The sequence below is a fragment of the SAR202 cluster bacterium genome, assembly GCA_016872355.1.
In the GTDB taxonomy this organism is placed as follows: domain Bacteria; phylum Chloroflexota; class Dehalococcoidia; order Lucifugimonadales; family VGZY01; genus VGZY01.
Genome location: VGZY01000006.1, coordinates 25,049 through 47,149, shown reverse-complemented (window position 1 = coordinate 47,149; position 22,101 = coordinate 25,049). Strand labels below are relative to the sequence as shown.

Here is a 22,101-nt window from a genome sequence, read left to right as displayed (position 1 = left end):
TCTCCTTGTTTCAGCTTTTGGGTTTTGGATTGCTTTTCCGCGACTTTGACGAGAGGGACGCGCGGATAGCGAGAGCGAAAATGGCTACGAACCCTACGAGCATTCCCAGGGTGACCAGTCCCGCTAGTGGGCTCGCATTCTTGACCTTCACGGAGTACTCAGCTGATCCCTGCCCGGCCGGCCCGGCAACTGCGACGGTAAATCGCCACTCGCCCTCGCGGTCTACCGCCGTTGCCACGTCGTAGTAAGACGGGTCGCGGATGTCGTGCTCCGCCCTGAGCGGCCCGATCTCGACCGCTGTCGCGTCCGGCCCGGCGCCGGTAATGGTGATATCGGCGTCTGTGACTATGGACCGTGTCGCACTGTCTGTAACGGTCATCGTCAGGTGCAGGTTGCCCACAGACGGGTCGGCCGGGATGGTGCCAAGGGCCACCTCGTAGGGACCTGCGGCCTTGCGCTCGAAATCGACGACTCGGCCGTTCGCAAGCACCACCGCCGGGACGGCGACGGCGGCGACCAGGGCGACTGCAAGTGTCGCAGCTACGCCCAATCGGGTTCGCATTGGTTTGACTCTCTCGGGACTCAAATAGATGGGACGGGGCGCCGGATGATGAGGACTCAGGCGCGCGGCGGATCGTCCGGAGGACTCAGATAGACTGGGACGAGGTTGAGACTGCCGTTGCCCGGCAGCGTGAATATGGAGGCGGGGTCGAACAGAAGGAACGACGCCAGGCCCAGGTCCTCAGTTATGGAAACGATGCTTCCAAGGGCGCCCGACTCGTAACTGTACAGGGTAGTGGCCGACTGAGGTTGCTGCTCATGACCGCCGTCGCCGTGAGAATGGTCATGGGAGTGGGCAAGATCGGCGTAGTGAACGTGGTAGGTCGTGTGGCCCAAGTGGATGTGGCCGAGCTGGCGCTCGGCGAAATGGTGGTCCACCAGCGGCCCGATCGATGGGAACATGACCGAGACCACGAGTGCCCAGACAAGTAGGGGCAGTGCGAATCGATTCATCTGGTATATTATATCCACATCCGGACGATAGTTCAAAGGAAGCGGGCTTGCAAACCCTTCGTCACACCTACCTCAACCGCGCCATCCGCGCACTCGCGGCGGCGGCAGCCCTGGTCCTGGCGGCATTTGCAGTGGGCCGCCCTGCCGCAGCAAACGGCGGCCCCGTCATTGCGCAGGACCGCGTGGGCGCGTACGCCGTCACCGTCTCCGTCAACCCGCCGGACCCGCGGCCGGGGGTTGTGCGCGTCACCATTCTGGTTGAAGCGTACGTCTCCGAAAACGGCCCGGAGACGGCCCGGCTGGTGGCCGTACCGACGACCATGAGACTCACCGCCGTCAGCCCTTCACGGTCATCACCAGACATCGGTCCCATGGTGGTTACGTCCCTCGCGGCCGATGCCAGCCACTACAACGTTAGCCTTACCCTCCCCCGGCACGGCGACTGGCGAATTCGCGCCGCGTTCGAGGGCCCGCTTGGGCCTGGCACTGTTGAGGCGCTCCTTCCAATCGTCCGTGAAGACCGAGACGTTTTCCCCTGGGTTATCGGAGCGGCCGCGATTGCAGCGCTGGTGCTGACAACAGCCAGTCTGGTGGTGCTGAGACGGAGACGGAAATGGGGGAATACCGGCGCTGCGAAGCAAACAGCGCGTTAACCCCTGGCCGCCGGCCCCATCGCCAGGCCAAGGTTCACGAAGTAGTCGTGGAGGGGGAAACCCGGAGGCGTGTTCACCGGCGGAACGGGCGCGGAAACACCGCGCCCGAGGAGCTTCGCGACGGCGTCTACCATACCCGGCGCTTTCTGGACAGGCGAACCGGTGAGGTACACGGGCAGGTCCCAGGCGGGCTGGCCTTCGTGCAGGCGACCGTCATCAGACTCTATCACGCTCTCAATCACTTCCAGGACATGATTGACTATGCTCTGGCCGTCCATCTCGGCCTCGGCGCCCCAGAAGTGGGAAACGCAGGTTACCGGGGTCCAGTCCCTCACAACGATCACTTCCATGCCGTCCGCCGCCGTCCACGCGCAAACAGCGCTCGACTGCCCCGTCGCCCTGGCCATTGCGAACGCCCGAAGCTCTACTGCGCTCAACCGAAAACCGGCGCCCCGTACGGTCGCCGTCAGAGATGCTAGCGAGCGCGAGGTTGTGGAGACAACAGCCCAATGGTTTTCCTCAAGGGAAGATGCCTGCTTCTTCCATGCAATGCGTGAGGTCTCGGGCGAAATGCCTAGCGTTCGCCGCGCGATCTGCGGTATGACCACGGCAGGATTCATGCCGTTCGCCTTCGGTAGAGTGATATGGTTCACTTTCGACTGGTATCCCGGCGCGGCAGCGACGAGCGTGGTGCCCTTGCCTTTTGCCATCGGCGCGAGCTTCGCCAGGGCGGAGGCAACGCCATTTGTGTCGCTTGCGAGCGATCCCTTGAACATGCTGCCGGGGCAATCAGCCTGCCCGAAGTCGACTACCGCGCCGTTGCGGTAGACCAGCATCTTGACGGCCCCGCGCTCTATGGTTAGCGCCGCCACCGCCTTGCCGGTCGCGCCGGGAGCTGCCGTCGGCGGGCGTGGCGCCCTCGCCGGCGCCTCGGCCTTGGTCGCAGCCGGGACCTCGAGCTGCGGCGGGGAGGCAGGCGGGACAGGAGCTTCGATCACGGGCGCAATAGCCGTCGCCGGTCTCTCAACCGGGACCGCTGTAGCCGGGGCGCCCGCCTCCGCCACTGGATGGGCAGCGACGGTCCGGGTCTCAACTGCAGGCTCCACAACCGGCCGCCGTGGCGGCGTCGCCGACTCTACGTAGAGCGCTGCGGTCGTTGGCAGCGGCAAGTCTTGTTGGGGCTGTTGACGGGCCTGCGTGGGCTGGGCCGGATCTACAGCTGCAATCGCTGGGGCAGTATGCGACTGGTGTGCCGGCAGCGGGACCGCGGCGTCAATTGCCCTTGGCGCCTCCACCGACGCGGGGGCCTGCGCATCCCGCATCGCCGCAAGCCGCTCAAAAGCCGCCGCCCACGAATGGTCCGAGTCCGGACCGTCGTTCCTGGGGCGGCCCGAGACCCCGGGTGCGCGCTTGACGGTCGCCTCGGTCTGCGCGATATCCTCGTCGGCGCGCCGGCTGGTCTGGAACACCTCCATGAAGTGGGCCGGGACGTGACTCCTCACCTCTTCCTCACTGGTCAGCATCGAGCCGCACACGAGGCATCGGAAGGCCGGCCCCGTAGTCAGAAGCAGCGCCTCGCAGATGCCCAGATCAAGCAGCGTTTCCGGAGTCCTGGTCACACGCGCCCTGATCTGCCTCACAACGAGGTCGCTGACCCCTATGCTCCTCCCTATCTTGGTGACGGTCCACCCTTTCAAGAGCCCGTAAAGGACGTAGCGCTGCTCCTTCGCGGACATGAACTGCTGCGGGCTGCGGTAGCCGCGGGATGGAATACCGTCGCTGAATTGCTCGTCGAGGGTGGGCTGGGGCATAGCTCTCCATTGGGCAAACGCGGCTTCATTGGGCCGCACGGCTGTGATTATATTTGCGAACCGTGCATGTCGCAAGGAACGGCGGCGGTGTTCAGACCGTCGGTTTGAAAAACGACCTGCGGCAGCTTTATAATACTGCGTCTACCCGATATAGCTTCGCGGACGCGGCCCCGGCCACTGCCTTCGGCACGGCGTGCGCACGTCCCATCAGTCTCATGCCCAGGTGGCGGAACGGCAGACGCGGCGGACTTAAAATCCGCTTCCCGTAAGGGAGTGGGGGTTCGAGTCCCTTCCTGGGCACCATCTTTCTTGTCTAGCCTCTATGGCCAATTGACCGCGCTCACCCCATCCTCAACAGTGGAATCAGGCCGCATTGCCACTTTTGACAAGATGGAGGGTGTCATGGAATACGTTGAGAAGAGCATCGAGGTCGATGTCCCCGTTCGCACGGCGTATAACCAGTGGACTCAGTTCGAATCATTCCCCCAGTTCATGGACGGCGTAGAGGAAGTTCGGCAGATCGACGACAAGAACCTCTTTTGGCGGGCCAAGGTTATGGGTGTCGAGAAGGGCTGGAACGCGGAGATCGTGGAGCAGGTGCCGGACAAGCGCATAGCCTGGCACAGCACCAGCGGTACCGATAACGCCGGCATCGTCACCTTCGACACACTCTCGCCCACATCCACAAAGCTGACGCTCCGGTTGGGGTATGAGCCCGAAGGCGCGATGGAGAACCTTGGGAAGGCGCTCGGCTCGCTCGAGAGGGCGATTGAAGGCGATTTGAAGCGCTTCAAGAAGTTCATCGAGGGCCGCCGGGTGGAGACAGGCGCGTGGCGCGAGGAGATCCATTGATCATTGCCGCCAAACGGCAGTAATACGAATGATCTGAGGCCCCGGCGCGCCGGGGCCTCCTCTTTCCGTGGCGGCCACCATGCAGGTCGATGGCCCTTGGTGTAAACTATTCTGGGCGAGCGTCCACTTGTAGCCCATAATGGACTTCTCCACAGGAGTAGAAAGGTGCCATCCTTCGATATCGTTTCCCGCACAGACCTGGCCGAGGTCGATAACGCCATCAACGGCATGGTCCGGGAGATGCGGCAGCGCTTTGACTTCAAGGGCAGCAAGTGCTCGATTGAGCGCAAAGAAGATACCCTGACCATTCTCGCAGACGACGAGATGAAGCTCCGCCAGATGCACGAGCTCATCAAGACCTACTTCACCCGCCGGAACGTTCCCACGGGCGCGCTGGAGTACAAGACTCCGGAAAAGGCGTCCGGCGATAGCCTGCGCCAGACCGTCGAGATCCGGCAGGGAATCGACGCCGAGCTCGGCAAGAAGATCACGAAGGCTGTCAAGGAAAGCAAGCTCAAAGTTACCGCGAAGATCGAGGGCAACGAGGTCCGGGTGGCCGGCGCGAAGAAGGACGACCTCCAGGCCGCGATTGCCCTGGTGAAGGGTTTAAAGCTGGAGAAGCCGCTCCAGTACATTAACTTCCGTGACTAGCTCTGCCGCCCTACCCTGCGCTTCATCCGACCGGACCCCAAACATATGCCCGCCAGGATAAATATCGCCGGACGGCTCCGCCCTCAATCGGAGCTGTCCGACGCCCAGCGCGCCAGAGGACTGAAAATACTTCTCTGGGAGGGCGTGACTTCCTCTGCGTCCGGGGGCTTCACAAGCGGAGCGTTTCTCACTTCGTTTGCCCTCCTCCTTGGCGCCGCCAAATTCCACATCGGCCTTATTGCGGCAATACCCGCCGCAATGCAGCTCGTGCAGATAGGCGCCATCATCGTGGTAGAGCGGCTGCAGATGAGAAAGATCATCGTGTGGCCGGCGTACCTTCTCTCCTACTCCACCTGGGCTGTCATAGCCTTCCTGCCCCTGCTCTTCGCCATTCCCAGCAACTACGCCGTGTACACACTGCTTGCGGTGCTGGTCGCCCGGGGTGTCCTCGACGCAGTAGTCACCTGCGGTTGGAACAGCTGGTTCCGCGCCATCGTCCCATTGGACATAGCCGGGCGTTTTCTTTCGAAGCGCTTCGTGTGGAACACCATCGGCGTGGTGCTGGCGGGTTTCGCGGCGGCGGCGTACGTGAACCGGCTGGAGCACTGGTTTAGCGGCAAGGCCATAGTATGGGGCTACAGCGCGGCAATCGTCTTCGCGGCGGTGATGCTCGGCTGGCTGGCCGTCTATTTCATGTACCACATCCCGGAGCCCAGGATGCCGGACCCCGGGCCAAAGCGGCTCAGCCCGGGGTCGATCCTTACCGCTCCGTTCAGGATAGCCAACGCCCGCTGGCTCATGGGATTCCTGTTCCTCTGGGCCATCACGTCAACTATGGCGGTGCCGTTCTTTGCAGTGTACATGCTAACCAGGCTGGAGATGCCGGCCTCAACGGTGCTGGCGCTCACGGTGGCGACACAAATTGCGCTGGTGCTTTCGCTCGGCATCTGGGGTCAGATTTGCGACCAGTTCGGCCCCAAGGTCGCCCTATCGATGGCCTTCTCCATGCTGATGGTCGCCATTGTGGGCTGGGTGTTTACGACGAGGCCAGGGTCCTATTTCCTCACGGCGCCGGTGCTTGTGGGGCTGCACATTCTGCTGGGGATGGCGTCTGCCGGCATGAACGTCTCCTCCACCACCATCCGCATGAAGACGGCGCCCGAGCTCCAGACGACCTCATACATGATGGGGACCTCGCTTTCCTATCACGTTGGCGCGGCGATAGGTCCGGTGATAGGAGGCGCGCTCGCAACTCTATTCACCGGAAAGCAGATACTGCTGGAATTCCGGTGGCACGAGCCCGACAGTGTATTTAACATGCCCGTGCTCTATGTTCAGGACTTCGACTTCCTGTTCATCATCGCCTTCGTCACCGGCCTTGCGGCGTTGAGGGTGTTGCGGCAGGTCACCGACGGCAAAGAGAGCGCCCGGTCTGCCGTCCTCGAGTCACTCGCATCAAAGACCGCCGCAAGCTACAGGCCGCTCGCCGGCAAACCGGTTATCGGGGTCGCTTCGCGGCTGCATCCCGGCGCAGTGAGGCGCATGGTGCCGATCCCGGGGCTCGACACGGCCGCTGGAATTCTGGCGTACCTGTCCGGCCAGGCGATTTCGCTGATTGTGGGAATCCGGGACCGGCTGCGCCGCAAGCGATAGGCGGGAATAAGGTTACGCCACCCCGGCGGCCCGCAGCGCCGTGCCGATCTCCTTCAGCTGGTCGATGCGCAGCAGGCCGTAGTTGTAGAACATGCAGCCCGACGCGCCCGCATCGACGGCTGCCTGCACGCCTGCCCTGGTGGTCACTGAGTCTTTGCCGTCGCTCGTCTTGAGCCAGGAGTACACCTTCGCCCCCGGCGCCATCTTCCGGGCGCTGTCCCGTACCTTCGCCTTGCCCTCTTCGCCCGCGGGAATCGCTCCCGGGAATATGATATCCAGGTGCTTGTTGACAGAGGGGTCAAGGTCGTCCCTGAGAGACGCTGCCGGGTCCGCCAGGCTGCCGGTCTGGACCTTGACGCCGTGGCTGTGGATGATGTCCGCCACCTGAACAAAGAGGTCGGACGTGGTCTTCTTGCAGACATCCATGTATCGGCGCAGCTGGCCGTCGAAAGCGGCGCTAACCCATTCCGGCGTTACGGGCAGCTCGTCCTCCGCCGTTGCAACCCTCGCCAGCCGGACCCGCAGCCACTCGGCAACATCGCGCTTGAGGCCATCCCCGTCCATTCCGGCCTCGTTCGCCTTCGCGACGGCAGCGGGGTTGAAATCCAGGCTCAGTACGAACTGGCACTGCGCAGTGAACTCCGCGCGTCGCTTGCTGGGCGCCTGGAAGCCGCGTCGGTCAAGCGACTCGATGTTCAGCGCCTTCGGCTTGAACCGTTCGAGTATCTCCTTGGTCACGGTAAACCAGTACTCCTGCACGTCTTGAGATGAGACGCTCATTGAGCCGATGTATGTCGTGCCGAGAGCGTCGTGCCGGGCAAACTGGGGATACTTTTCCGAGAGGTAGTCGTTGAAGTTGTAGACGGTCCACGAAGCGAACTGGAGGCCGCGCCTGTCCATCGCCTCAAGAATGCTCTCGAAGTACAAGGGCCTGTCCACGATGTGGCTGACGCGGGGCCGGATCCTGGTTTTTGAGTACTTCGATAGGTCCGGCGTGAAGTATATCGCGCCGTTCTCGCCGTTGTATATGGGACGCTTCGGATTGTGTGGAAGGAAGTACGCGGACCTGTGGTACGCAGGGGTGAGCATCACCTCGTTGCACCCCGTCAGGTCCGCGATGCGCCCAAGGGAGACGTCCAGCCCCTCGTCAACAAGGTCCCAGGGATAGGTAAACAACGACTTGGTGAACTGGCTGCTGGTCAAGGTCCCCTCCATGGCGGGCGGCGCGCCCCCTGATTTCGCTCGGAAGAGTATCCGAAGGTGGGGCGGGAGTCAAGAAAGCGAATGGTCACGACTGGGAGCGTACATGGTACTATAGTGGCAGCTTTCACGGGTGCGCTTTGCCAGCCATGGAGATACGGTTCCTGTACTTCGAAGATTGCTCTTCGCATGAGGAAGGGCTGGCGCGCCTGAAGCAGGCGATGTCGCAGGAAAGCATTGAGGCGCGCATTGCCGTTGTGAAGGTGGAGACCGACGAGCAGGCGCGGCAGCTTGGCTTTACGGGCTCGCCGACGATATTGATCGACGGCAAGGACATCGATCCCCCCGGTCCGGACTCCTATCCAGCGCTGACGTGCAGGGCGTACACAATGGAGGACGGCCGCATCTCTCCCTTGCCCTCAATGGCTATGCTGAAGAGGGCCTTGCGCGCCGCCCGAGGCGATCAGTCCACGTAACTAAACACGGAGGTAGCCCGAGATGACGCTGACCACCGGCAAGACCGCAATCCCGTTCACGTTGCCGGGCGTGGACGGCAAGAAGCACTCCCTGGCGGACTACGGCAAGCAAGAGGCCGTGGTCCTGGCATTCACGTGCAACCACTGTCCGTACGCGCAGGCGTGGGAGGGGCGGCTCATCCAGGCGCAGGCCGACTACGCGAAGAAAGGCGTCCAGGTGCTGGCGATCAGCTCCAACGACCCGGTGGCGTTCCCAGCGGACGACTTCGACCACATGAAGCAGCGCGCGAAGGAGAAGGGGTACAACTATCCGTACCTCTTCGATGAGTCCCAGGCAGTGGCAAAGGCCTACGGCGCCGCGCGCACGCCGGAGATATTCGTGTTCGATAAAATGGGCGTGCTGCGCTACCACGGCGTGGTGGACGACAACCATGAAAACCCGGGCGCAGTGCAGCACCTCTACCTGCGCGATGCCCTGGACGCAGTCCTGGCCGGCCGCGCGCCCGCGGTCGCGGATACGCCGCCCAAGGGCTGCACCATCAAGTGGAAGAAGTAAGGGGACTGCAGTTAGCAGTTAGCAGTTAGCAGTTGGCGGTGAGCAGTGCGCTAAGGCAAGTAGCCGAACAGCCAACAGCCACCTAACCCCTGCCCCTTCCCTGAGAGGGAATGGGTTCCGAGGCCGAGCCTAAGGCTCGGCAGGTTCTATTCGGGCTATGGGCCCGATGGGAGTCTAAGGGCGTAGCCCTCAGCGGGGTACGGGGCGAAGCCCCGCTGCATATCCCCCTTCCCTCTTAGGGAAGGGGGCCAGGGGGTTAGGTGGATTGAGAGGGCGAAGCCCCTGGGGCGGAGCCCCATAGTCTTCGGGAGTCCAGAAAGCGAAGGCCATCGCCGGGGCCTGAGGCGAAGCCTCAGTGTCCAGGGAGTCCAGAGGGCGAAGCCCTTTGGGAGGGCGTGGGACGCAGTCCCACATTCTTTTTTCTTTCCCCTTCCGCCGAAGGCAGGAAGGGGCCATGGGATGGTCCGAAGCCTTCCCAACGCTCTGCGCCGGAAATGACCACGCACAGCACTTACCCAGAACGTCCAACTTAATCCAAGGAGTATCACCATGGCAGGAAGACGCACCGCGACAGCCGTATGGGAGGGGGACCTCCTCTCCGGCAAGGGCACAACCAGCACAGTCACCAGCAAGGCCATTTCTGACGTCGGCATCACCTGGAAGGCCAGGACGACCGAAGAGGCTGGCGCTCAGACCAGCCCGGAGGAGCTTATGGCAGCGGCCCACGCGAGCTGCTTCTCCATGGCGCTCTCCGCTGGCCTGGCAAAGGACGGCACCCCGGCGAAGAAGCTCGATGTCGAGTCCACTGTCACCTTCGACAAGGTCGGCGAAAAGTGGACAGTCGTCTCCAGCGCACTCAAGGTGCGAGGGACGGTGCCGGGCATCGACGCCGCGAAGTTCAAGGCGGCGGCCGAGGGCGCGAAGGACAACTGCCCCGTCTCCCGCGCCCTCCAGGGCAACGTCAAAATGTCGGTCGAAGCAACACTCGTCAAGTAGCGTACAGTGCGCCGGCGCGCGGGCGGCCGGAGATTCAGCCGCCCGCGTGCCGGTCGCTCGCACCGTAGCCTATCTCAGCCAATGACCACACCTTCCGCCACGGGGCCGAATCCCGTACTCTGGTCGCCTTCCGCGCAATCCGTGGTGCGCGCCGCCATCACCCGCTACATGCGATGGCTGGCCGCCGGGGGCCGCTACACGCCATCCTCATACGACGATCTCTGGCGCTGGTCCGTGACCGATGTCGAAGCCTTCTGGGCGTCCGTCTGGGACTACTTCGGCGTCGTCACGCACTCGCCATACACAAGCGTGCTGCGGTCACGCCAGATGCCCGGCGCAAAGTGGTTCCCGGGCGCGACGCTCAACTACGCCGAGCACGCTCTGCGGCGTCAGGATGACACGACCGCCGTCGTGTTCCGGTCGGAGGGCGGCGCTCAGTCGGAGCTTACCTACCGCGAGCTGCGCGCCCAGGTCGCAGCGGCCGCGGCCGGCCTGCGACGGTTGGGCGTCGGCAAGGGCGACCGCGTTGTCGCCTACATGCCCAACATCCCGGAGACCCTCATCGCCTTCCTCGCCACGGCCAGCATCGGCGCGATATGGTCGGCGTGCTCGCCGGAGTTCGGCATCCGGAGCGTCGTCGACCGCTTCCGCCAGATCGAGCCGAAGGTGCTCATCGCCGTGGACGGCTACCGGTACCGCGGCAAGGCTCACGACCGGTCGGCGGAGCTCGCCGAGATACGGCGGGAGCTGCCGTCACTCCGCGCCATGGTGATCGTCCCTTACCTTTCCGGCTCAGCGGACCTCGCACACGCCGACGGGACGATGCGCTTGGAGCAGCTTCTCGAAGCCACGGGTGAGCTGGCCTTCGAGCCGATCGAATTCGACCATCCCCTGTGGGTTCTCTACTCCTCCGGCACCACAGGCCTTCCAAAGCCTATTGTCCACGGCCACGGCGGCATCCTGCTTGAGCACCTGAAGGCGATATCGCTCCACATGGACATCGGCGAGGGCGACCGCTTCTTCTGGTTCACGACGACGGGATGGATGATGTGGAACTACCTCATCGGCGGCCTGCTCGTGGGCGCGACGGTGGTGATGTATGACGGCGACCCGGCCTACCCGGACATGAGCGCGCTCTGGAAGATGGCGGCGGAGACCGGCGTCACGTACTTCGGGACCAGCGCGCCGTTCATCCACGCCTGCATGAAGGCGGGCATCGAGCCAGGGCGCGACTTCGACCTCTCCCGCATCCGAGGCGTCGGCTCCACGGGCGCGCCGCTGTCGCCGGAGGGGTTCCGGTGGGTCTACGAGAAGGTGAACCGCAACCTGCTCCTCGGCTCGTTCAGCGGCGGCACGGACCTGTGCACGGGCTTTGTGGGGCCGTGCCCGCTGCTGCCGGTGCGCGCCGGGGAGATACAGTGCCGCTGCCTGGGCGCGAAGGTGGAGGCGTACTCGCCGGACGGAATGCCGCTGGTAAGCGAGGTGGGCGAGCTGGTGATCACAGCGCCGATGCCATCCATGCCGGTGCGCTTCTGGAACGACCCCGGAGACCGGCGCTACCGCGAGAGCTACTTCGATGCGTTCCCCGGCGTATGGCGGCACGGCGACTGGATTCGCATCACGGAGCGCGGCGCGTGCGTCATCTCCGGCCGGTCGGACTCCACGCTCAAACGAGGGGGCGTGCGCATGGGCACGAGCGACTTCTACCGCGCGGTGGAGGACGTGCCGGAGGTGGTGGACAGCCTGGTGATCGACACTGGCCGCGACGGCGAGGAGGGTAAGCTGCTGCTCTTCCTGGTGCTGCGCCCGGGCGCGGAGCTGGAAGAGCCCCTCCGCAAGCGAGTGCGCGAAAAGCTCCGCCGCGAGCTTTCCCCAAGACACGTCCCCGACGAGATTTACGCCATCCCCGAAGTGCCCCGCACGATCAACGGCAAGAAACTGGAAGTCCCAGTCAAGCGCATCCTCTGCGGCATGCCGCCGGACCAGGCCGCCAGCAAAGACGCCATGGCGAACCCTGCGGCGATGGCGTTCTTTGAGGGGATGGCGGCCACTGTAGGGAAGCCTTGAGACTGGACGTTGTCTGAGCCGGGCGGCCAAAGAGTTGGTGGAATTTGAGTGGGAGCCGGCGCGTGATTATGGGGCCGCATCCTCCGGTGGTCAGATCTATCACGAAACGCTCGAACTGGATGCAGTCTCGACGGTAGGAGACTCGGTGGAGGTCTGTTTAACTATGACCTCTGACAGGCTTTGTTTGGTCAATTCAAAAGGGGCCGCTGAATCCCGTGGTCGCTCAAGGCCACGCGCATCTACTGACTTCTTGTATCGGTCCGAGGCCAAAAACAGCAGGCGATTGCCCTCAAGTCTCGCGACATACAAGTTGGATGCGCTAGACCACATGATATCACCGAATTCTTCAGGGTAACCCGTTCTGACCGGCCCGCCCTTCAGGAAGAGCACATACTCTTGACCCGTCTCGAGCGGCACGAATTCAGAAGGCGGGTCGCCACCCATGAATGCAACATCGTCTCTTCGCACCCCGGTCGTTGCCGCCTCGTAGAAGAACTCACCTGCCGTAGCATCGCCCTTGAATGACTCCAGCACTTCCATTCTGCGATACAACATCTGCACCCAACTATGCGCTACGTTGTCCACTTGAGAGATATTCGGCTTGATGAACTCCGTAGAATCGATGAATCTCGCAAGTACTATGCTGTCTGACTCGGCAACAAGGTGTTCCGCAGAGTACACATCTTCATAAGTCCCCATCGACTGGTTCCCACCGAAGCCAATGGCAACCAGGATTACTGACCCTACCAGGACGCCCAACAGTGCCGCGATGGCAGTCCATTTTAATGTGGCAATCATGTTCCTGCTCCTTGCAGATACTTAGTCGCATGTAACAGGGTAACTGGAATTCACATATCGGTCATTCACACCGCATTCATCATCTTCCTGGGGTGAATAATACGTTTCCCCGTCGTTGGATTCGTTCATCACAGCCGGCTCTTCATTGCTGTGGCCCAGCCCTATGAAGTGACCTAATTCGTGCGAAGCGACACCCTCCCGTTTCTGGTAGCTGGCGTAGGGAGGATCGGGGTAAGGCGCAAGGTAATAAGTGTCTAGTCTTGAATACGTTGTTGAACGCTTGAAGAAGAACGAAGTACATGTCACGCTGTTGTATCCAGACCATCCTGAGTTTCCCGCATCCTCCTGGCCAAGATAGTGACTGGACTGAGAAGTGTCATTACTGAACAGAACCGAAGTAGGAGTACCATTCCAATCATGAATCGCGTCGTTTCACGCAGTAGCATAAGCGCCCGAAGGCGGATACGCGTAATGACTTCGCCATGGCAACGTCAAAGTTGTGTTCTGGGTATACTGCCAAACGCATGGCAGATCGTGGTCGTTGTACGCACTAACTGAAGTAGTTGACAACACCGCCGCCACGAATACAACGGTTACCACGATGTGGTTCATTGCTTTTTTGCCGTGTCGCTTCCCAAAGACATCTGAATGCCGTATTTTCATTTGCTGATCTCCTTGAACAACCGTCGGCGGTTCCGCGGTCATAATTATCAGTCGGCTTCGCCGATAACGAATCACGGTATCTCTACACCAACAATCAATTCCTCAGGAAATTGTCGGCTCGTTTTGTAACTTACATTCTCAGTTGCGGTGCGTCAATTAGGACAAAGCCCCAATCCCGTCCCATTCGGCGTGATGATCGGTTGAGGTCGCCTTGCAGTGTAAATAAAACGCCGGTTAGTGGCGTAAACATACTAGGGGCCATGCTGGCGCAACGCACCGGTTCACCCGCACCACCACATCAACCAGAATGGCAATTTACTCTTAGTCCTGCCGAAGGTATAGCTAATGGAGACATGTTCGTACTGCAAAGGACGGTTGGTGAAGTTTGGTCGCTCCCGCAAGGGAGCGCAGATTTACAGATGCAAGTCATGTAGGCGCAGGTCCCTCGCAGACTTCGGTGTAGGTGCCCTGAGGCACCCGGCGCAGGTGTACGAAGCGGCCCTGTCCATGAGCTTGGCGGGACTATCCTCAGTCCAAATCGCCAGGAGGCTTCGCGCGGGAACGGCAATTGCCCCTGCCAGGTCCACAATCGGCCGCTGGATCGAATCGCATCGCGACTCCACTCAGGAAGGAAGGAAGGAAGGAAGGAAAAAGGTGACTGACACCTGGCGACATTCAGCGGCCTCTCCCACTGCGTAGCGATCCTCTCCCCTTGCCTTATCCCCTCGGCAGCGCGTACCCTTTAGCACGGTTACCCCACCCCGCTCCACAGAGGCCTTCATGAACACGCCACGCCTGGTCTACTACAACGACGCTCACCACTTCCACTGCAAGCGGCTGGAGCCGCCCGCGAGCGTCCACCTGCTCCACTGGCCGGTGGACGAAGTGGCCGGCACCGGCGTTGGCGCACTCTCCTTCGGACTGGGCTACGGCGACGTCTATTTCCACCAGAGCAAGATAGGGCGCGTCGTGGGACAGGACAAGGCGGAGTGGGAGGACTTCATCGACTGGCGCATCCTGCGCATGGTGCAATAGGCCAAGAAGCGCGGCACAGACCAGCTCCGCGAGGTGGTGAACAGGGGAAAGCAGGTGGGAATGCCGGTCCTCCCCAGTTTCAAGATGCAGGATGTGGCGCTGCTGAAGGCCGAGCGCTGCGGCAGGCTGAAGTGGGACCACGGGATGGAGGTGCTCATCGGCGGCAAGGGCAAGGCGTCGATGGGCTACGACTACGCGCTCCCGGAGGTCCGCGCCTACAAGCTGGCGCTCATACGCGAGGTGCTGGAAGAGTACAGGCCGGACGGCATCGAGCTCGACTTCGTCTTCACCAACACCGGCTTTTTCAAGGAAGGGATGGAGGACAAGAACATCCGGATTATGAACGCGTTCGTCGCAGAGATAAGGAAGACCGCGGAAGAGGTCGGGAAGGCCCAGGGCCGGCAGTTCAAGATCATGGCCCGCACCCACCACGCCCGCGAGGCGAACTTCGAGCACTCTATCGACATCGAGACGTGGCTCAGGGAGAAGAGCATCGACTACATCGTCGGCGAAATCGAGGGCGTGTGCATGGAGCCGTACACCCCCGGACTCGAGTGGATCTCCAGGGCGGCGAACGACGCCGGCGGCGCGGCCTACATCCGCCCGCCACGCCGCGTGTACGACGAGCGCACCAACTACCCTGCCATCGAGATGGTGCACGCCCTCAGCCAGACGCTGCGCTACCAGGGCTTCGCGGGGATGTACCTCGGCTACCTGCCGTGGCCGCTTGCGGACGAGGAGTACAGGGTGCTGCGAGAGGCGGCTTACCCGGAGATCTTCGCGAGGCGCGACAATATCTACTTCCTTGCCCCGCGCGAGGGCGAGATGGGCAAGCCGTCCACAACGCCTTACCGCAAGCTGCCGCAAACGCTGGATGAGGGCGAGACCTTCTCCGCCGAGATCTTCATTGCGGACGACGTGGGCAAGGCGAAAGAGGACGAGGAGATGCGCGAGCCCGTGCTCACCCTCCGCTTCGAGAGCTTCTGCATCGAGGACGACTTCACGGTGCGCGTGAACGGCATGGACCTGCCGCGAAAGCAGGCGGAGATTACCCACTACCGCGGCCTTAAGTTCAAGTCGTACTTCCCCGGCCCCATACAGGCGCCGCTGGGCTTCGAGGCCCACTGGCTCAAGTACCGCCTGCCGGTCGAGCTGGTCAGGCAGGGCAAGAACTCCGTGGAGGTCACGATCACGAAGAAATCTAAGATCGCGACCTTCCGGCGCGGGATCAACGGCGTTGAAATCCCGATGTTCTACAGGGACTTCGAGCGGCCGCTCGGGCTGGGCGTGGAGCGCATCCAGGCGCAGGGGTGAGCCGCCCTACCCTCCCTTTTTGTCGGTGTCTCGCACGATGATCAGCGGGTGCGTGCGCAGCGTGGTGCGGTACCGCACCGCGGGCGCATAGCCCCGCAGCGCCATGCCGACGACTGCGTGGGCCGCCTGGCCGGCCAGGTCCAGGACCTTGGTCACAACGGTCACTCTCTCCATCCGCATCAGCAGCGGGTCCATCAGCTCGAACGCTATTTTCTTGCGCTTCCCGGCGATACCGCTGCCGACCTCGATGGAGTAAGTGTTGTCCGCCCCCGGCCGCACCGCGCGCTCACCCATGAAAAGGGTGAAGACCTTCGGCTCGGCCTTCACCGTATCCAGTACGTACTTACTCAGCTCCAGGAGTACGGGGTAGAGTGTCCTTTGTACGGGCTCGTCGTTCTGGAACCGTACGTCCAGCACGCCCGTCTTCAAGCGCTCCAGCTTCTTCGCCGGTCCGTCCTTCGCCTTCCAGACTACTACCGCGCGCTCCATCCTGGCGATAATCGCCCTCGCTTCCGCCACGCACTCCCCCGCCCCCACCCCAGCCCCCACCAACCTTTTAGACAATAGGTCAAGATCGTGGGTGGACTGCGTGAGGGAGAAGCGCACGGGGAGGCCGCCGTATTCATTCAAGACGTCGGTGGCGTCTTTAACGTCTTCCGCAAGCCGTTTCGCGACTGTGATTGGGATGAGGTAGTTAGGGTCATACGTAAGCGGAGTGGAGCGGAGCACATTGACCGCCGGGTGACCGGCGGACGCTGGCGGGACCGGCCTCGGAGCGGGCGCTGGAGCAACGGGCTTCCGAGCGGGAGCAGGCTGCGCAGCCGGCAGTCTAACTTGAGTCGTTTCCGAGAACGCCTCAGGCGTGCAAACAGCGCAGATGCCCGGGTCGGCCAGAAAGTGCTCCTCACAAAGGGGGGAAGCCCCGCATCTAAGGCATCTGCCGCCCGCCTGTGCATCCACGGCGGCCCCGCACCTCTTGCAGCCGGGAGCCGGATTGGGCGCTGGCGGCTGGACCGCGCGAATCTCTATGGTAGCTGTGTCGGACTTCTTGTCCGATTTGGATGGAGGAGCTGGAACTACGCTGGTTTTCCCTGTGACAACGGAGGCACCACAGGATGGGCAGAACCTGTCTGTGGGCCGGACTTCGCCGGCGCATTTTCGGCAGATCATAGTGAGGTTTTGGCAACACCGTCCTTCGGACATCGTGAAGCGCGGGATTGATTAAAAGGCACTGCACGACCATAGTTTCAAACGGGACACAGAATACAAGGGCAGGAAGATGCTGCCTATCGTGACAACATAGGAAAATGCTTATTCGCGGTGGTACAATCCGGCGTGGTCCCGAATTACCGCATGCAGGAATCCGATCAATGCTCGACCTCATTATCCGTAACGGGCTCGTCGTAGACGGCACAGGCAGCCCGGGGTTCCACGCCGCCGTTCTTGTCCATGGCGACAGCATAACCGTGCACCGGGGCGACTCCTCCGCCTTTGAGGCAGCCCGCTCAATCGATGCTGCCGGGATGGTCGTCGCGCCGGGGTTCATCGACATGCACTCCCACGGCGGGCTCACGATACTGGGCTCTCCACGGCAGGAGGCGTCCGTCCACCAGGGCATCACCACCGAGGTGTACGGCGTGGACGGCATCTCGCACGCGCCCTTCAAAACGGCACAGGAGCTCTCCCGCTACATGTGGCAGGACTCTGGCATCAACGGATATCCGCCGCTGCCGGCGAAGTGGCTCAGCCAGGCGGAGCTTCTTGACCAGTACGACGGCAAGGTATCGTTGAACGCTGCGTACCTGGCCGGCAACTCACCCCTTCGAATCTGGGGCGTGGGGTGGGCGAATACACCTGCGACGCCGGCGCAGATAGAGAACATGAAGTCCGCCCTGCGAGAGGCGATGGAAGACGGGGCATGGGGCCTCTCCACCGGCCTGGACTACCCGCCCGGGGCGTACGGCGACACGGCCGAACTGGCGGCGCTGGCAGAGGTATCGGCAAAGCTTGGAGGCTTCTACCACACGCACACGCGGAAAAGCCTGGGCGTGAAGGGCGTGATGGGACCATCCGAGGAGGCCATCGAGATCGGCAGGCGGTCGGGGAGCGCCGTGCATCTTACCCATTACCGGCAGGCGCAGCAGGGCAAGGGCAGCCATCACCAGTGGATAGACCTGGTGGAGAACGGCCGGAACGAAGGGCTGGACGTGACATTCGACGTCTACCCCTACGAGTACTCGCAGGGGATGGTCGCCCAGTGGTTCCCCTTCTGGATGCGGGAGCGAGGCCCGGAGGGGATTCTGGAGGCGATCAAGGACGGCAAGGTGCGGGACCGCCTCAAACGAGAGATCGACGAGGCCGACTTCCGGGACAAGTGGGTGACCGGATTCAACAAGCCACACAACAAGCATTACGAGGGTATGCAGCACCTCGAGATTGCCCGGATTCGCGGAGAGCACCCGGTGGACACGCTCTGCAACCTGCTCATCGAAGAGGACCTGTTCCTCACCGCCGTGGGGCGCGGCACGAACCCCCACACTCTGGCGGCGTTCGTCGCGCACCCGTACGGGATGATCGCGAGCGACGCGATACACTTCGGGGAGTTCCCGAGCCCTCGCACGTTCGGCACGTTTGCGATCGTGCTCTCGGAGTACGTCCGGGAGGAGCGGCAACTCACGCTTGAGCAGGCAGTCAGGAAGATGTCGTCGTTCCCGGCGCAGCGCCTGGGCCTTCCGGACAGGGGCATACTGCGGAACGGCTTCAAGGCGGACATTGTCGTATTCAACCCGAAGACTGTGAAGGCCAACACCACCCGTGAGAAGCCGAGGCAGCTCGCGACGGGCGTCGAATACGTGCTCGTCAACGGCAAGGTGGTCGTGGACAGAGGCGTCCACTCGGGTGCCACGCCAGGGCGAGCCCTGAGGCGCGGCAAGCGCGATTGACGTCGGTCCCCCCGATGAGACGCCCCGCTGGGGCGTCTCATCGGTTGCGGAGACCCGTCACATCTGCACGCCGCAGGACGGCCTTTCTCGGGCCGGCAATGCGGCGATGGTTACCCCCGAGACGCCCCAGCGGGGCATCTCTACGGGGGAGAAATCAACCGCCACGCGCACGTAAAGACTATGACACTTGACAGAATGCTCAGATCCAGGAGGCGTGATCGTGGCTTCGATTCCAATGAGCAAACGGCTAACGCGGGACAACCTCCACGGCGTGTGGGCGGCTATCGCCACGCCGTGGGACGAGTCCGGACGGTTCGACAAGGCGGAGTTCCGGGAGAACATTCGCCGCCTGGCCGCGGCGGGCGTGCACGGCATATACACCACGGACTCCGACGGTGAGTTCTATGCGATAGAGCTGGATGAGTTCAAGCAGATTGTGAAGGTCTTCGCGGACGAGGCGGGCCGCCTCGGCGTGCCGACGATGGTCGGCGTGACATGGGTGAACACCCAGGGCATAATCGACCGCATACAATATGCCGCGTCCGTGGGCATTCTCGGGACCCACGTGGGGCGCCCTTTCTTTATGCCGATGACGCCGGAGTCCGACCGCGCGTACTGGCAGGATATCCAGAAGGCAACGCCGGAGCACTTCGGGCTGGTGCACCACAACACGGCGCGCGTGCACAACACGCAGAACGGACACGGCTACGCGGAGCTGATAAAGTTCGTTCCGCAGCTAATCGGCTCCAAGAACACCAGCTCTGACGTACGGGAGTTTATGCACGTCGTCACATACGCGCCTCAGATCGCCCACCTCACGGGTGAGGGCACGGTGACGCCGTTCATGATGCTGGGTGCGAAGGGCGTCAACTCGTGGTTCGTCAACTTCAACCCTGAATTCATGCTCGACTGGTACGACGACGCGATGAACAGGCGCTGGAACGCTGCTATCCAGAAGCAGCAGCGGATGTACGCCTTCATGGAGGCCAAGAAGATGCTGGCCGGGTCAGGCAACCTCCACGGCATCGTGAGCAAGGCAACGGCAGCAGCATCCCCGTTTCTCATCGAGTCGAACGTGACGCGCAAGCCTTACCTGCCCGTCCCGAAGGAGACCGTGGCGCAGTTCCGCCGCGTGGTTGAGGAGAAGTTCCAGGACTTGATGTGGCGAGGGTAAACCCAGTTTCCCGCGCAAAATGTTTGGAGTAAAATACAGTTCGACGCAATGGAAGCGAATTCCTGCAAGACATACGATTTTCAAGGAGGAGCTGCAGCATGACCTGGAAGTGCGAGAAGTGCGGACACGAGAACCCGCCCACGCGAAGCGTCTTCTGCGCCAAGTGCGGCACCCGTCGCAAGGGCTGGTAGCCGCGCGGACCGACCGGATGACAAAGGCCCCGAGCGCTCGGGGCCTTTTCTATTGGCCTATTCTGACGCTACGTTCAGCCCGGAGGGGTGAGGGCCGTACTCCACGTACAGCTCCACCTCCTCCACCACTACCCCGCCCTCCAGCCCCTTTGGCCGTGAATCGAGTGAAATGTCCAGCATGTTCATCCCCTTCTCCGGCCGCACGCCCACAAGGACGAACTCAATCCACTGGTCGCGGGCCGCGTCCAGCCTTCCGAAGTCCCGCAGGCAGATCTCCTTCGCCGGCGACTTTCCGTTCAGCTTGATCGTAAACTGGTCCTGCGTCACAACGTTACTGATGTTGATTCGCAGTCTGATCTGCCTGATGCGGTCCGCCCGCCCACGGATATCGTCCGCCACGTGGAAGGGGATGGGGTAGGCGTGACCAGGGTTGGCCTCAGGGATGGCGAGCGGCAGGAAGGCGCTGTATCCCAGCTCGGCTGCGTCCTTGGACCGCCGGCGGACCACGTACCGCTTGGACCGCTCCTTGATCGTGTCGGGGTCGCCTATCTCCGTAAGGATGCGATGCTCGGCGTCGCCGAAGGGCCACTTCAGGAACCAGGTGTAGAGGCCGTCTACCCCCTTTGCCCAGAAGTTGGCCGCTGCCGCGCGGAACATCTCGGGAGTGGCATGGATGCGCCTCAGGTACGTGCGGTCGTCCGGCACTGTGCTTTCGTCGCGCATGTACGGTTGCAGCATCCCGTACACGGCGACATCGTGCTGCGCCCCAAGCTCCGTCAGCCACTCGATAGGCATATCCGGGTCCAGGTTGTTGTACCCGTACATAACCGGAATAACGAAGTCCAGAAGGCCTTCCTTCAACCACGTGCGGACGTCCAGCCCCTGGGCGAGGTTCATCTCCTCCGTGGGGAAGACACGCGCGCCGATGGTGGCCGACAGGCTGGGCCGGGTGCGCACAATTTTCGCTGCCTCCGCGACCCACCCCGTTATGACCGGTGTGTACGACCGGATGTCCTCCGGGCGCAGAAAGTATGGGCTCTGGCCGAACGCCGCCGAAAAGTCCAGCTCAACGCCGTCCACGACGTAGTCGGCGGCAAGCTCCCGGATAACGTCCAGGTGGTGCGAGCGGACCTCCGGGTGCGCCATGCCCCTGCCGCCGTTGGAGAGCTTGAAGGCGGGCTTCATGCCGCCGAAGCTCTGAAGGCGAAGGTCCGCCCAGAAGTCCATCCCCTTCTCGTGGGCGCGCTCAATCAGCACGGTCAGAGGGTCCAGCCCCCTGTCCATCAGGCTCTGCATGCTCTGCCAAGCGTGCCATGTGATTGCGGACTTGAACGGCCGCTTATCATCGCCGAAGCGCATGCCGACCTTCGATGGGTAGAAGATGCCGTCGCCGCGCTCCACGCAATAGCTGAATGTATCGACGGCAGTGTTGGCAACCTCATCGACCCGCCGCCAGGCGTCCTCCATCTTCATGGGCGAGTCGAAGACTCACATGTAGTAGTGGCGCGCGTCGTTATGGTAGATAGTCCGTCGTCGTTTCATTCTCACTCCATGCTTCTTAAAGACCCGTTTACCTGGTCAGCAGGAACACCGCGCCGACGGCCATCGCGAAGCCGGCGATCTTCGTGAGCTTTATCTCCTCGCCAAGCAGCAGCACTCCGAGGACGCTTGCCACCGCGAAATTCAGCGCGAAGATGGGGACCACGGTGGAGGCCGGGCCGCGATGTAGCGCCGTGTAGAAGCTGATGATGCTGATGCTCAGAGTAATGCCGGCGACGACCAGCGCAACGGTTGCCCAGCTCCACCCGAAGTACGACGCAATGCCTTGGCCCCGGTAAATAACGGCGATTACTGCCGCCACAACCAGCATGGTGTTGGCTATCACCACGGAGACTTCCGGAGGGTACTGCCGGAAGGCAATTTTGAGGAGAACGGCCGTGATACCGTAGCTGACCATCGCGATCACGGCCCAGGCAAGGTAATTCATTCGTTAAGGCCTCGTTAAGTTGCGTAAGAGCTTCCGCACCAACTCTATGATGCGCTATCGGCTACGTC

The 22,101-nt window shown here is 62.3% G+C and carries 22 protein-coding genes and 1 tRNA gene; 14 read left to right on the top strand and 9 right to left on the bottom strand.

The features are described from left to right. Positions 1 to 10: 10 nt before the first annotated feature. Both FJ319_02660 and FJ319_02655 read right to left on the bottom strand, forming a co-directional pair. A complete protein-coding gene (locus tag FJ319_02660; protein MBM3933194.1) occupies positions 11 to 562 on the bottom strand; it encodes a hypothetical protein in 552 nt (183 codons plus the stop codon). Between the two features lie 56 nt (positions 563 to 618). Then, positions 619 to 1,014, bottom strand: coding sequence for a hypothetical protein (locus FJ319_02655; protein ID MBM3933193.1), 396 nt, complete (start codon positions 1,012 to 1,014; stop codon positions 619 to 621). 47 nt (positions 1,015 to 1,061) lie between these two features. Between FJ319_02655 and FJ319_02650 the strand changes: the two genes are divergently transcribed. Continuing rightward, positions 1,062 to 1,667 carry a hypothetical protein gene (locus FJ319_02650; GenBank protein MBM3933192.1) on the top strand — a complete coding sequence of 202 codons (606 nt, stop codon included), beginning with the start codon at positions 1,062 to 1,064 and terminating at the stop codon, positions 1,665 to 1,667. Here FJ319_02650 and FJ319_02645 read toward each other — a convergent pair. Next, positions 1,664 to 3,478, bottom strand: coding sequence for a hypothetical protein (locus tag FJ319_02645; protein ID MBM3933191.1), 1,815 nt, complete (start codon positions 3,476 to 3,478; stop codon positions 1,664 to 1,666). The two genes, FJ319_02650 and FJ319_02645, sit on opposite strands and share 4 nt — an antisense overlap. Before the next feature lie 217 nt (positions 3,479 to 3,695). On the opposite strand from FJ319_02645, the gene FJ319_02640 reads away from it, so the two are divergent. The 4 genes from FJ319_02640 (at position 3,696) to FJ319_02625 (ending at position 6,634) form a co-directional block, all read left to right on the top strand. After that, positions 3,696 to 3,781: transfer RNA gene (locus FJ319_02640), tRNA-Leu, on the top strand. Between the two features lie 27 nt (positions 3,782 to 3,808). After that, positions 3,809 to 4,330, top strand: a complete 522-nt coding sequence (locus FJ319_02635) for an SRPBCC family protein (GenBank protein MBM3933190.1) — start codon at positions 3,809 to 3,811, stop codon at positions 4,328 to 4,330. Positions 4,331 to 4,495: 165 nt separating this feature from the next. Continuing rightward, positions 4,496 to 4,981: a YajQ family cyclic di-GMP-binding protein gene (locus tag FJ319_02630; GenBank protein ID MBM3933189.1), complete on the top strand. Its 486-nt coding sequence runs from the start codon at positions 4,496 to 4,498 to the stop codon at positions 4,979 to 4,981. 45 nt (positions 4,982 to 5,026) lie between these two features. Next, positions 5,027 to 6,634 carry an MFS transporter gene (locus FJ319_02625; protein MBM3933188.1) on the top strand — a complete coding sequence of 536 codons (1,608 nt, stop codon included), beginning with the start codon at positions 5,027 to 5,029 and terminating at the stop codon, positions 6,632 to 6,634. A 12-nt stretch (positions 6,635 to 6,646) separates the two neighbouring features. Here the strand turns inward: FJ319_02625 and FJ319_02620 are convergent, their stop codons facing one another. Then, positions 6,647 to 7,837, bottom strand: coding sequence for a hypothetical protein (locus tag FJ319_02620; GenBank protein ID MBM3933187.1), 1,191 nt, complete (start codon positions 7,835 to 7,837; stop codon positions 6,647 to 6,649). A gap of 146 nt (positions 7,838 to 7,983) precedes the next feature. Between FJ319_02620 and FJ319_02615 the strand changes: the two genes are divergently transcribed. The 4 genes from FJ319_02615 (at position 7,984) to FJ319_02600 (ending at position 11,929) form a co-directional block, all read left to right on the top strand. Beyond that, complete coding sequence (locus FJ319_02615) at positions 7,984 to 8,310, top strand: hypothetical protein (protein MBM3933186.1); 327 nt, start codon at positions 7,984 to 7,986, stop codon at positions 8,308 to 8,310. A 22-nt stretch (positions 8,311 to 8,332) separates the two neighbouring features. Continuing rightward, positions 8,333 to 8,866 carry a thioredoxin family protein gene (locus tag FJ319_02610; protein ID MBM3933185.1) on the top strand — a complete coding sequence of 178 codons (534 nt, stop codon included), beginning with the start codon at positions 8,333 to 8,335 and terminating at the stop codon, positions 8,864 to 8,866. Between the two features lie 549 nt (positions 8,867 to 9,415). Next, complete coding sequence (locus FJ319_02605) at positions 9,416 to 9,862, top strand: OsmC family peroxiredoxin (protein ID MBM3933184.1); 447 nt, start codon at positions 9,416 to 9,418, stop codon at positions 9,860 to 9,862. Positions 9,863 to 9,943: 81 nt separating this feature from the next. Further along, positions 9,944 to 11,929 (top strand): acetoacetate--CoA ligase, encoded by a 1,986-nt coding sequence (locus tag FJ319_02600; protein MBM3933183.1) that lies wholly within the window; start codon positions 9,944 to 9,946, stop codon positions 11,927 to 11,929. 99 nt (positions 11,930 to 12,028) lie between these two features. Here the strand turns inward: FJ319_02600 and FJ319_02595 are convergent, their stop codons facing one another. Continuing rightward, the gene (locus tag FJ319_02595; protein ID MBM3933182.1) at positions 12,029 to 12,727 is read right to left on the bottom strand and encodes a hypothetical protein; all 699 of its coding nucleotides are present in this window, start codon (positions 12,725 to 12,727) and stop codon (positions 12,029 to 12,031) included. A 21-nt stretch (positions 12,728 to 12,748) separates the two neighbouring features. Further along, a complete protein-coding gene (locus FJ319_02590; protein MBM3933181.1) occupies positions 12,749 to 13,150 on the bottom strand; it encodes a matrixin family metalloprotease in 402 nt (133 codons plus the stop codon). 1,020 nt (positions 13,151 to 14,170) lie between these two features. On the opposite strand from FJ319_02590, the gene FJ319_02585 reads away from it, so the two are divergent. Together FJ319_02585 and FJ319_02580 are read left to right on the top strand one after the other, a co-directional pair. Next, positions 14,171 to 14,425 (top strand): hypothetical protein, encoded by a 255-nt coding sequence (locus FJ319_02585; protein ID MBM3933180.1) that lies wholly within the window; start codon positions 14,171 to 14,173, stop codon positions 14,423 to 14,425. 33 nt (positions 14,426 to 14,458) lie between these two features. Next, positions 14,459 to 15,739 (top strand): hypothetical protein, encoded by a 1,281-nt coding sequence (locus FJ319_02580; protein ID MBM3933179.1) that lies wholly within the window; start codon positions 14,459 to 14,461, stop codon positions 15,737 to 15,739. Positions 15,740 to 15,745: 6 nt separating this feature from the next. Here the strand turns inward: FJ319_02580 and FJ319_02575 are convergent, their stop codons facing one another. Further along, positions 15,746 to 16,468: a hypothetical protein gene (locus tag FJ319_02575; protein MBM3933178.1), complete on the bottom strand. Its 723-nt coding sequence runs from the start codon at positions 16,466 to 16,468 to the stop codon at positions 15,746 to 15,748. Between the two features lie 578 nt (positions 16,469 to 17,046). Here FJ319_02575 and FJ319_02570 point away from each other — a divergent pair. The 3 genes from FJ319_02570 (at position 17,047) to FJ319_02560 (ending at position 20,046) form a co-directional block, all read left to right on the top strand. After that, on the top strand, positions 17,047 to 18,681 hold the full coding sequence (locus FJ319_02570; protein ID MBM3933177.1) for an amidohydrolase family protein: 1,635 nt from the start codon (positions 17,047 to 17,049) through the stop codon (positions 18,679 to 18,681). 220 nt (positions 18,682 to 18,901) lie between these two features. Continuing rightward, positions 18,902 to 19,855, top strand: coding sequence for a dihydrodipicolinate synthase family protein (locus FJ319_02565; GenBank protein ID MBM3933176.1), 954 nt, complete (start codon positions 18,902 to 18,904; stop codon positions 19,853 to 19,855). 98 nt (positions 19,856 to 19,953) lie between these two features. After that, a complete protein-coding gene (locus FJ319_02560; protein ID MBM3933175.1) occupies positions 19,954 to 20,046 on the top strand; it encodes a zinc-ribbon domain-containing protein in 93 nt (30 codons plus the stop codon). A 57-nt stretch (positions 20,047 to 20,103) separates the two neighbouring features. On the opposite strand, the gene FJ319_02555 is transcribed toward FJ319_02560, so the two are convergent. Beyond that, the gene (locus FJ319_02555; GenBank protein ID MBM3933174.1) at positions 20,104 to 21,519 is read right to left on the bottom strand and encodes a hypothetical protein; all 1,416 of its coding nucleotides are present in this window, start codon (positions 21,517 to 21,519) and stop codon (positions 20,104 to 20,106) included. 97 nt (positions 21,520 to 21,616) lie between these two features. Continuing rightward, positions 21,617 to 22,033, bottom strand: coding sequence for a multidrug transporter (locus tag FJ319_02550; GenBank protein ID MBM3933173.1), 417 nt, complete (start codon positions 22,031 to 22,033; stop codon positions 21,617 to 21,619). Positions 22,034 to 22,101: the final 68 nt, after the last annotated feature.

Excerpts from the sequence above, each read along its gene's own strand:
- FJ319_02660 (MBM3933194.1), bottom strand. The coding sequence starts at position 562 with ATGCGAACCCGATTGGGCGTAGCTGCGACACTTGCAGTCGCCCTGGTC.
- FJ319_02655 (MBM3933193.1), bottom strand. The coding sequence starts at position 1,014 with ATGAATCGATTCGCACTGCCCCTACTTGTCTGGGCACTCGTGGTCTCG.
- FJ319_02645 (MBM3933191.1), bottom strand. The coding sequence starts at position 3,478 with ATGCCCCAGCCCACCCTCGACGAGCAATTCAGCGACGGTATTCCATCC.
- FJ319_02625 (MBM3933188.1), top strand. The coding sequence starts at position 5,027 with ATGCCCGCCAGGATAAATATCGCCGGACGGCTCCGCCCTCAATCGGAG.
- FJ319_02615 (MBM3933186.1), top strand. The coding sequence starts at position 7,984 with ATGGAGATACGGTTCCTGTACTTCGAAGATTGCTCTTCGCATGAGGAA.
- FJ319_02610 (MBM3933185.1), top strand. The coding sequence starts at position 8,333 with ATGACGCTGACCACCGGCAAGACCGCAATCCCGTTCACGTTGCCGGGC.
- FJ319_02605 (MBM3933184.1), top strand. The coding sequence starts at position 9,416 with ATGGCAGGAAGACGCACCGCGACAGCCGTATGGGAGGGGGACCTCCTC.
- FJ319_02600 (MBM3933183.1), top strand. The coding sequence starts at position 9,944 with ATGACCACACCTTCCGCCACGGGGCCGAATCCCGTACTCTGGTCGCCT.
- FJ319_02595 (MBM3933182.1), bottom strand. The coding sequence starts at position 12,727 with ATGATTGCCACATTAAAATGGACTGCCATCGCGGCACTGTTGGGCGTC.
- FJ319_02585 (MBM3933180.1), top strand. The coding sequence starts at position 14,171 with ATGAACACGCCACGCCTGGTCTACTACAACGACGCTCACCACTTCCAC.
- FJ319_02570 (MBM3933177.1), top strand. The coding sequence starts at position 17,047 with ATGCTTATTCGCGGTGGTACAATCCGGCGTGGTCCCGAATTACCGCAT.
- FJ319_02560 (MBM3933175.1), top strand. The coding sequence starts at position 19,954 with ATGACCTGGAAGTGCGAGAAGTGCGGACACGAGAACCCGCCCACGCGA.
- FJ319_02555 (MBM3933174.1), bottom strand. The coding sequence starts at position 21,519 with ATGAAGATGGAGGACGCCTGGCGGCGGGTCGATGAGGTTGCCAACACT.
- FJ319_02550 (MBM3933173.1), bottom strand. The coding sequence starts at position 22,033 with ATGAATTACCTTGCCTGGGCCGTGATCGCGATGGTCAGCTACGGTATC.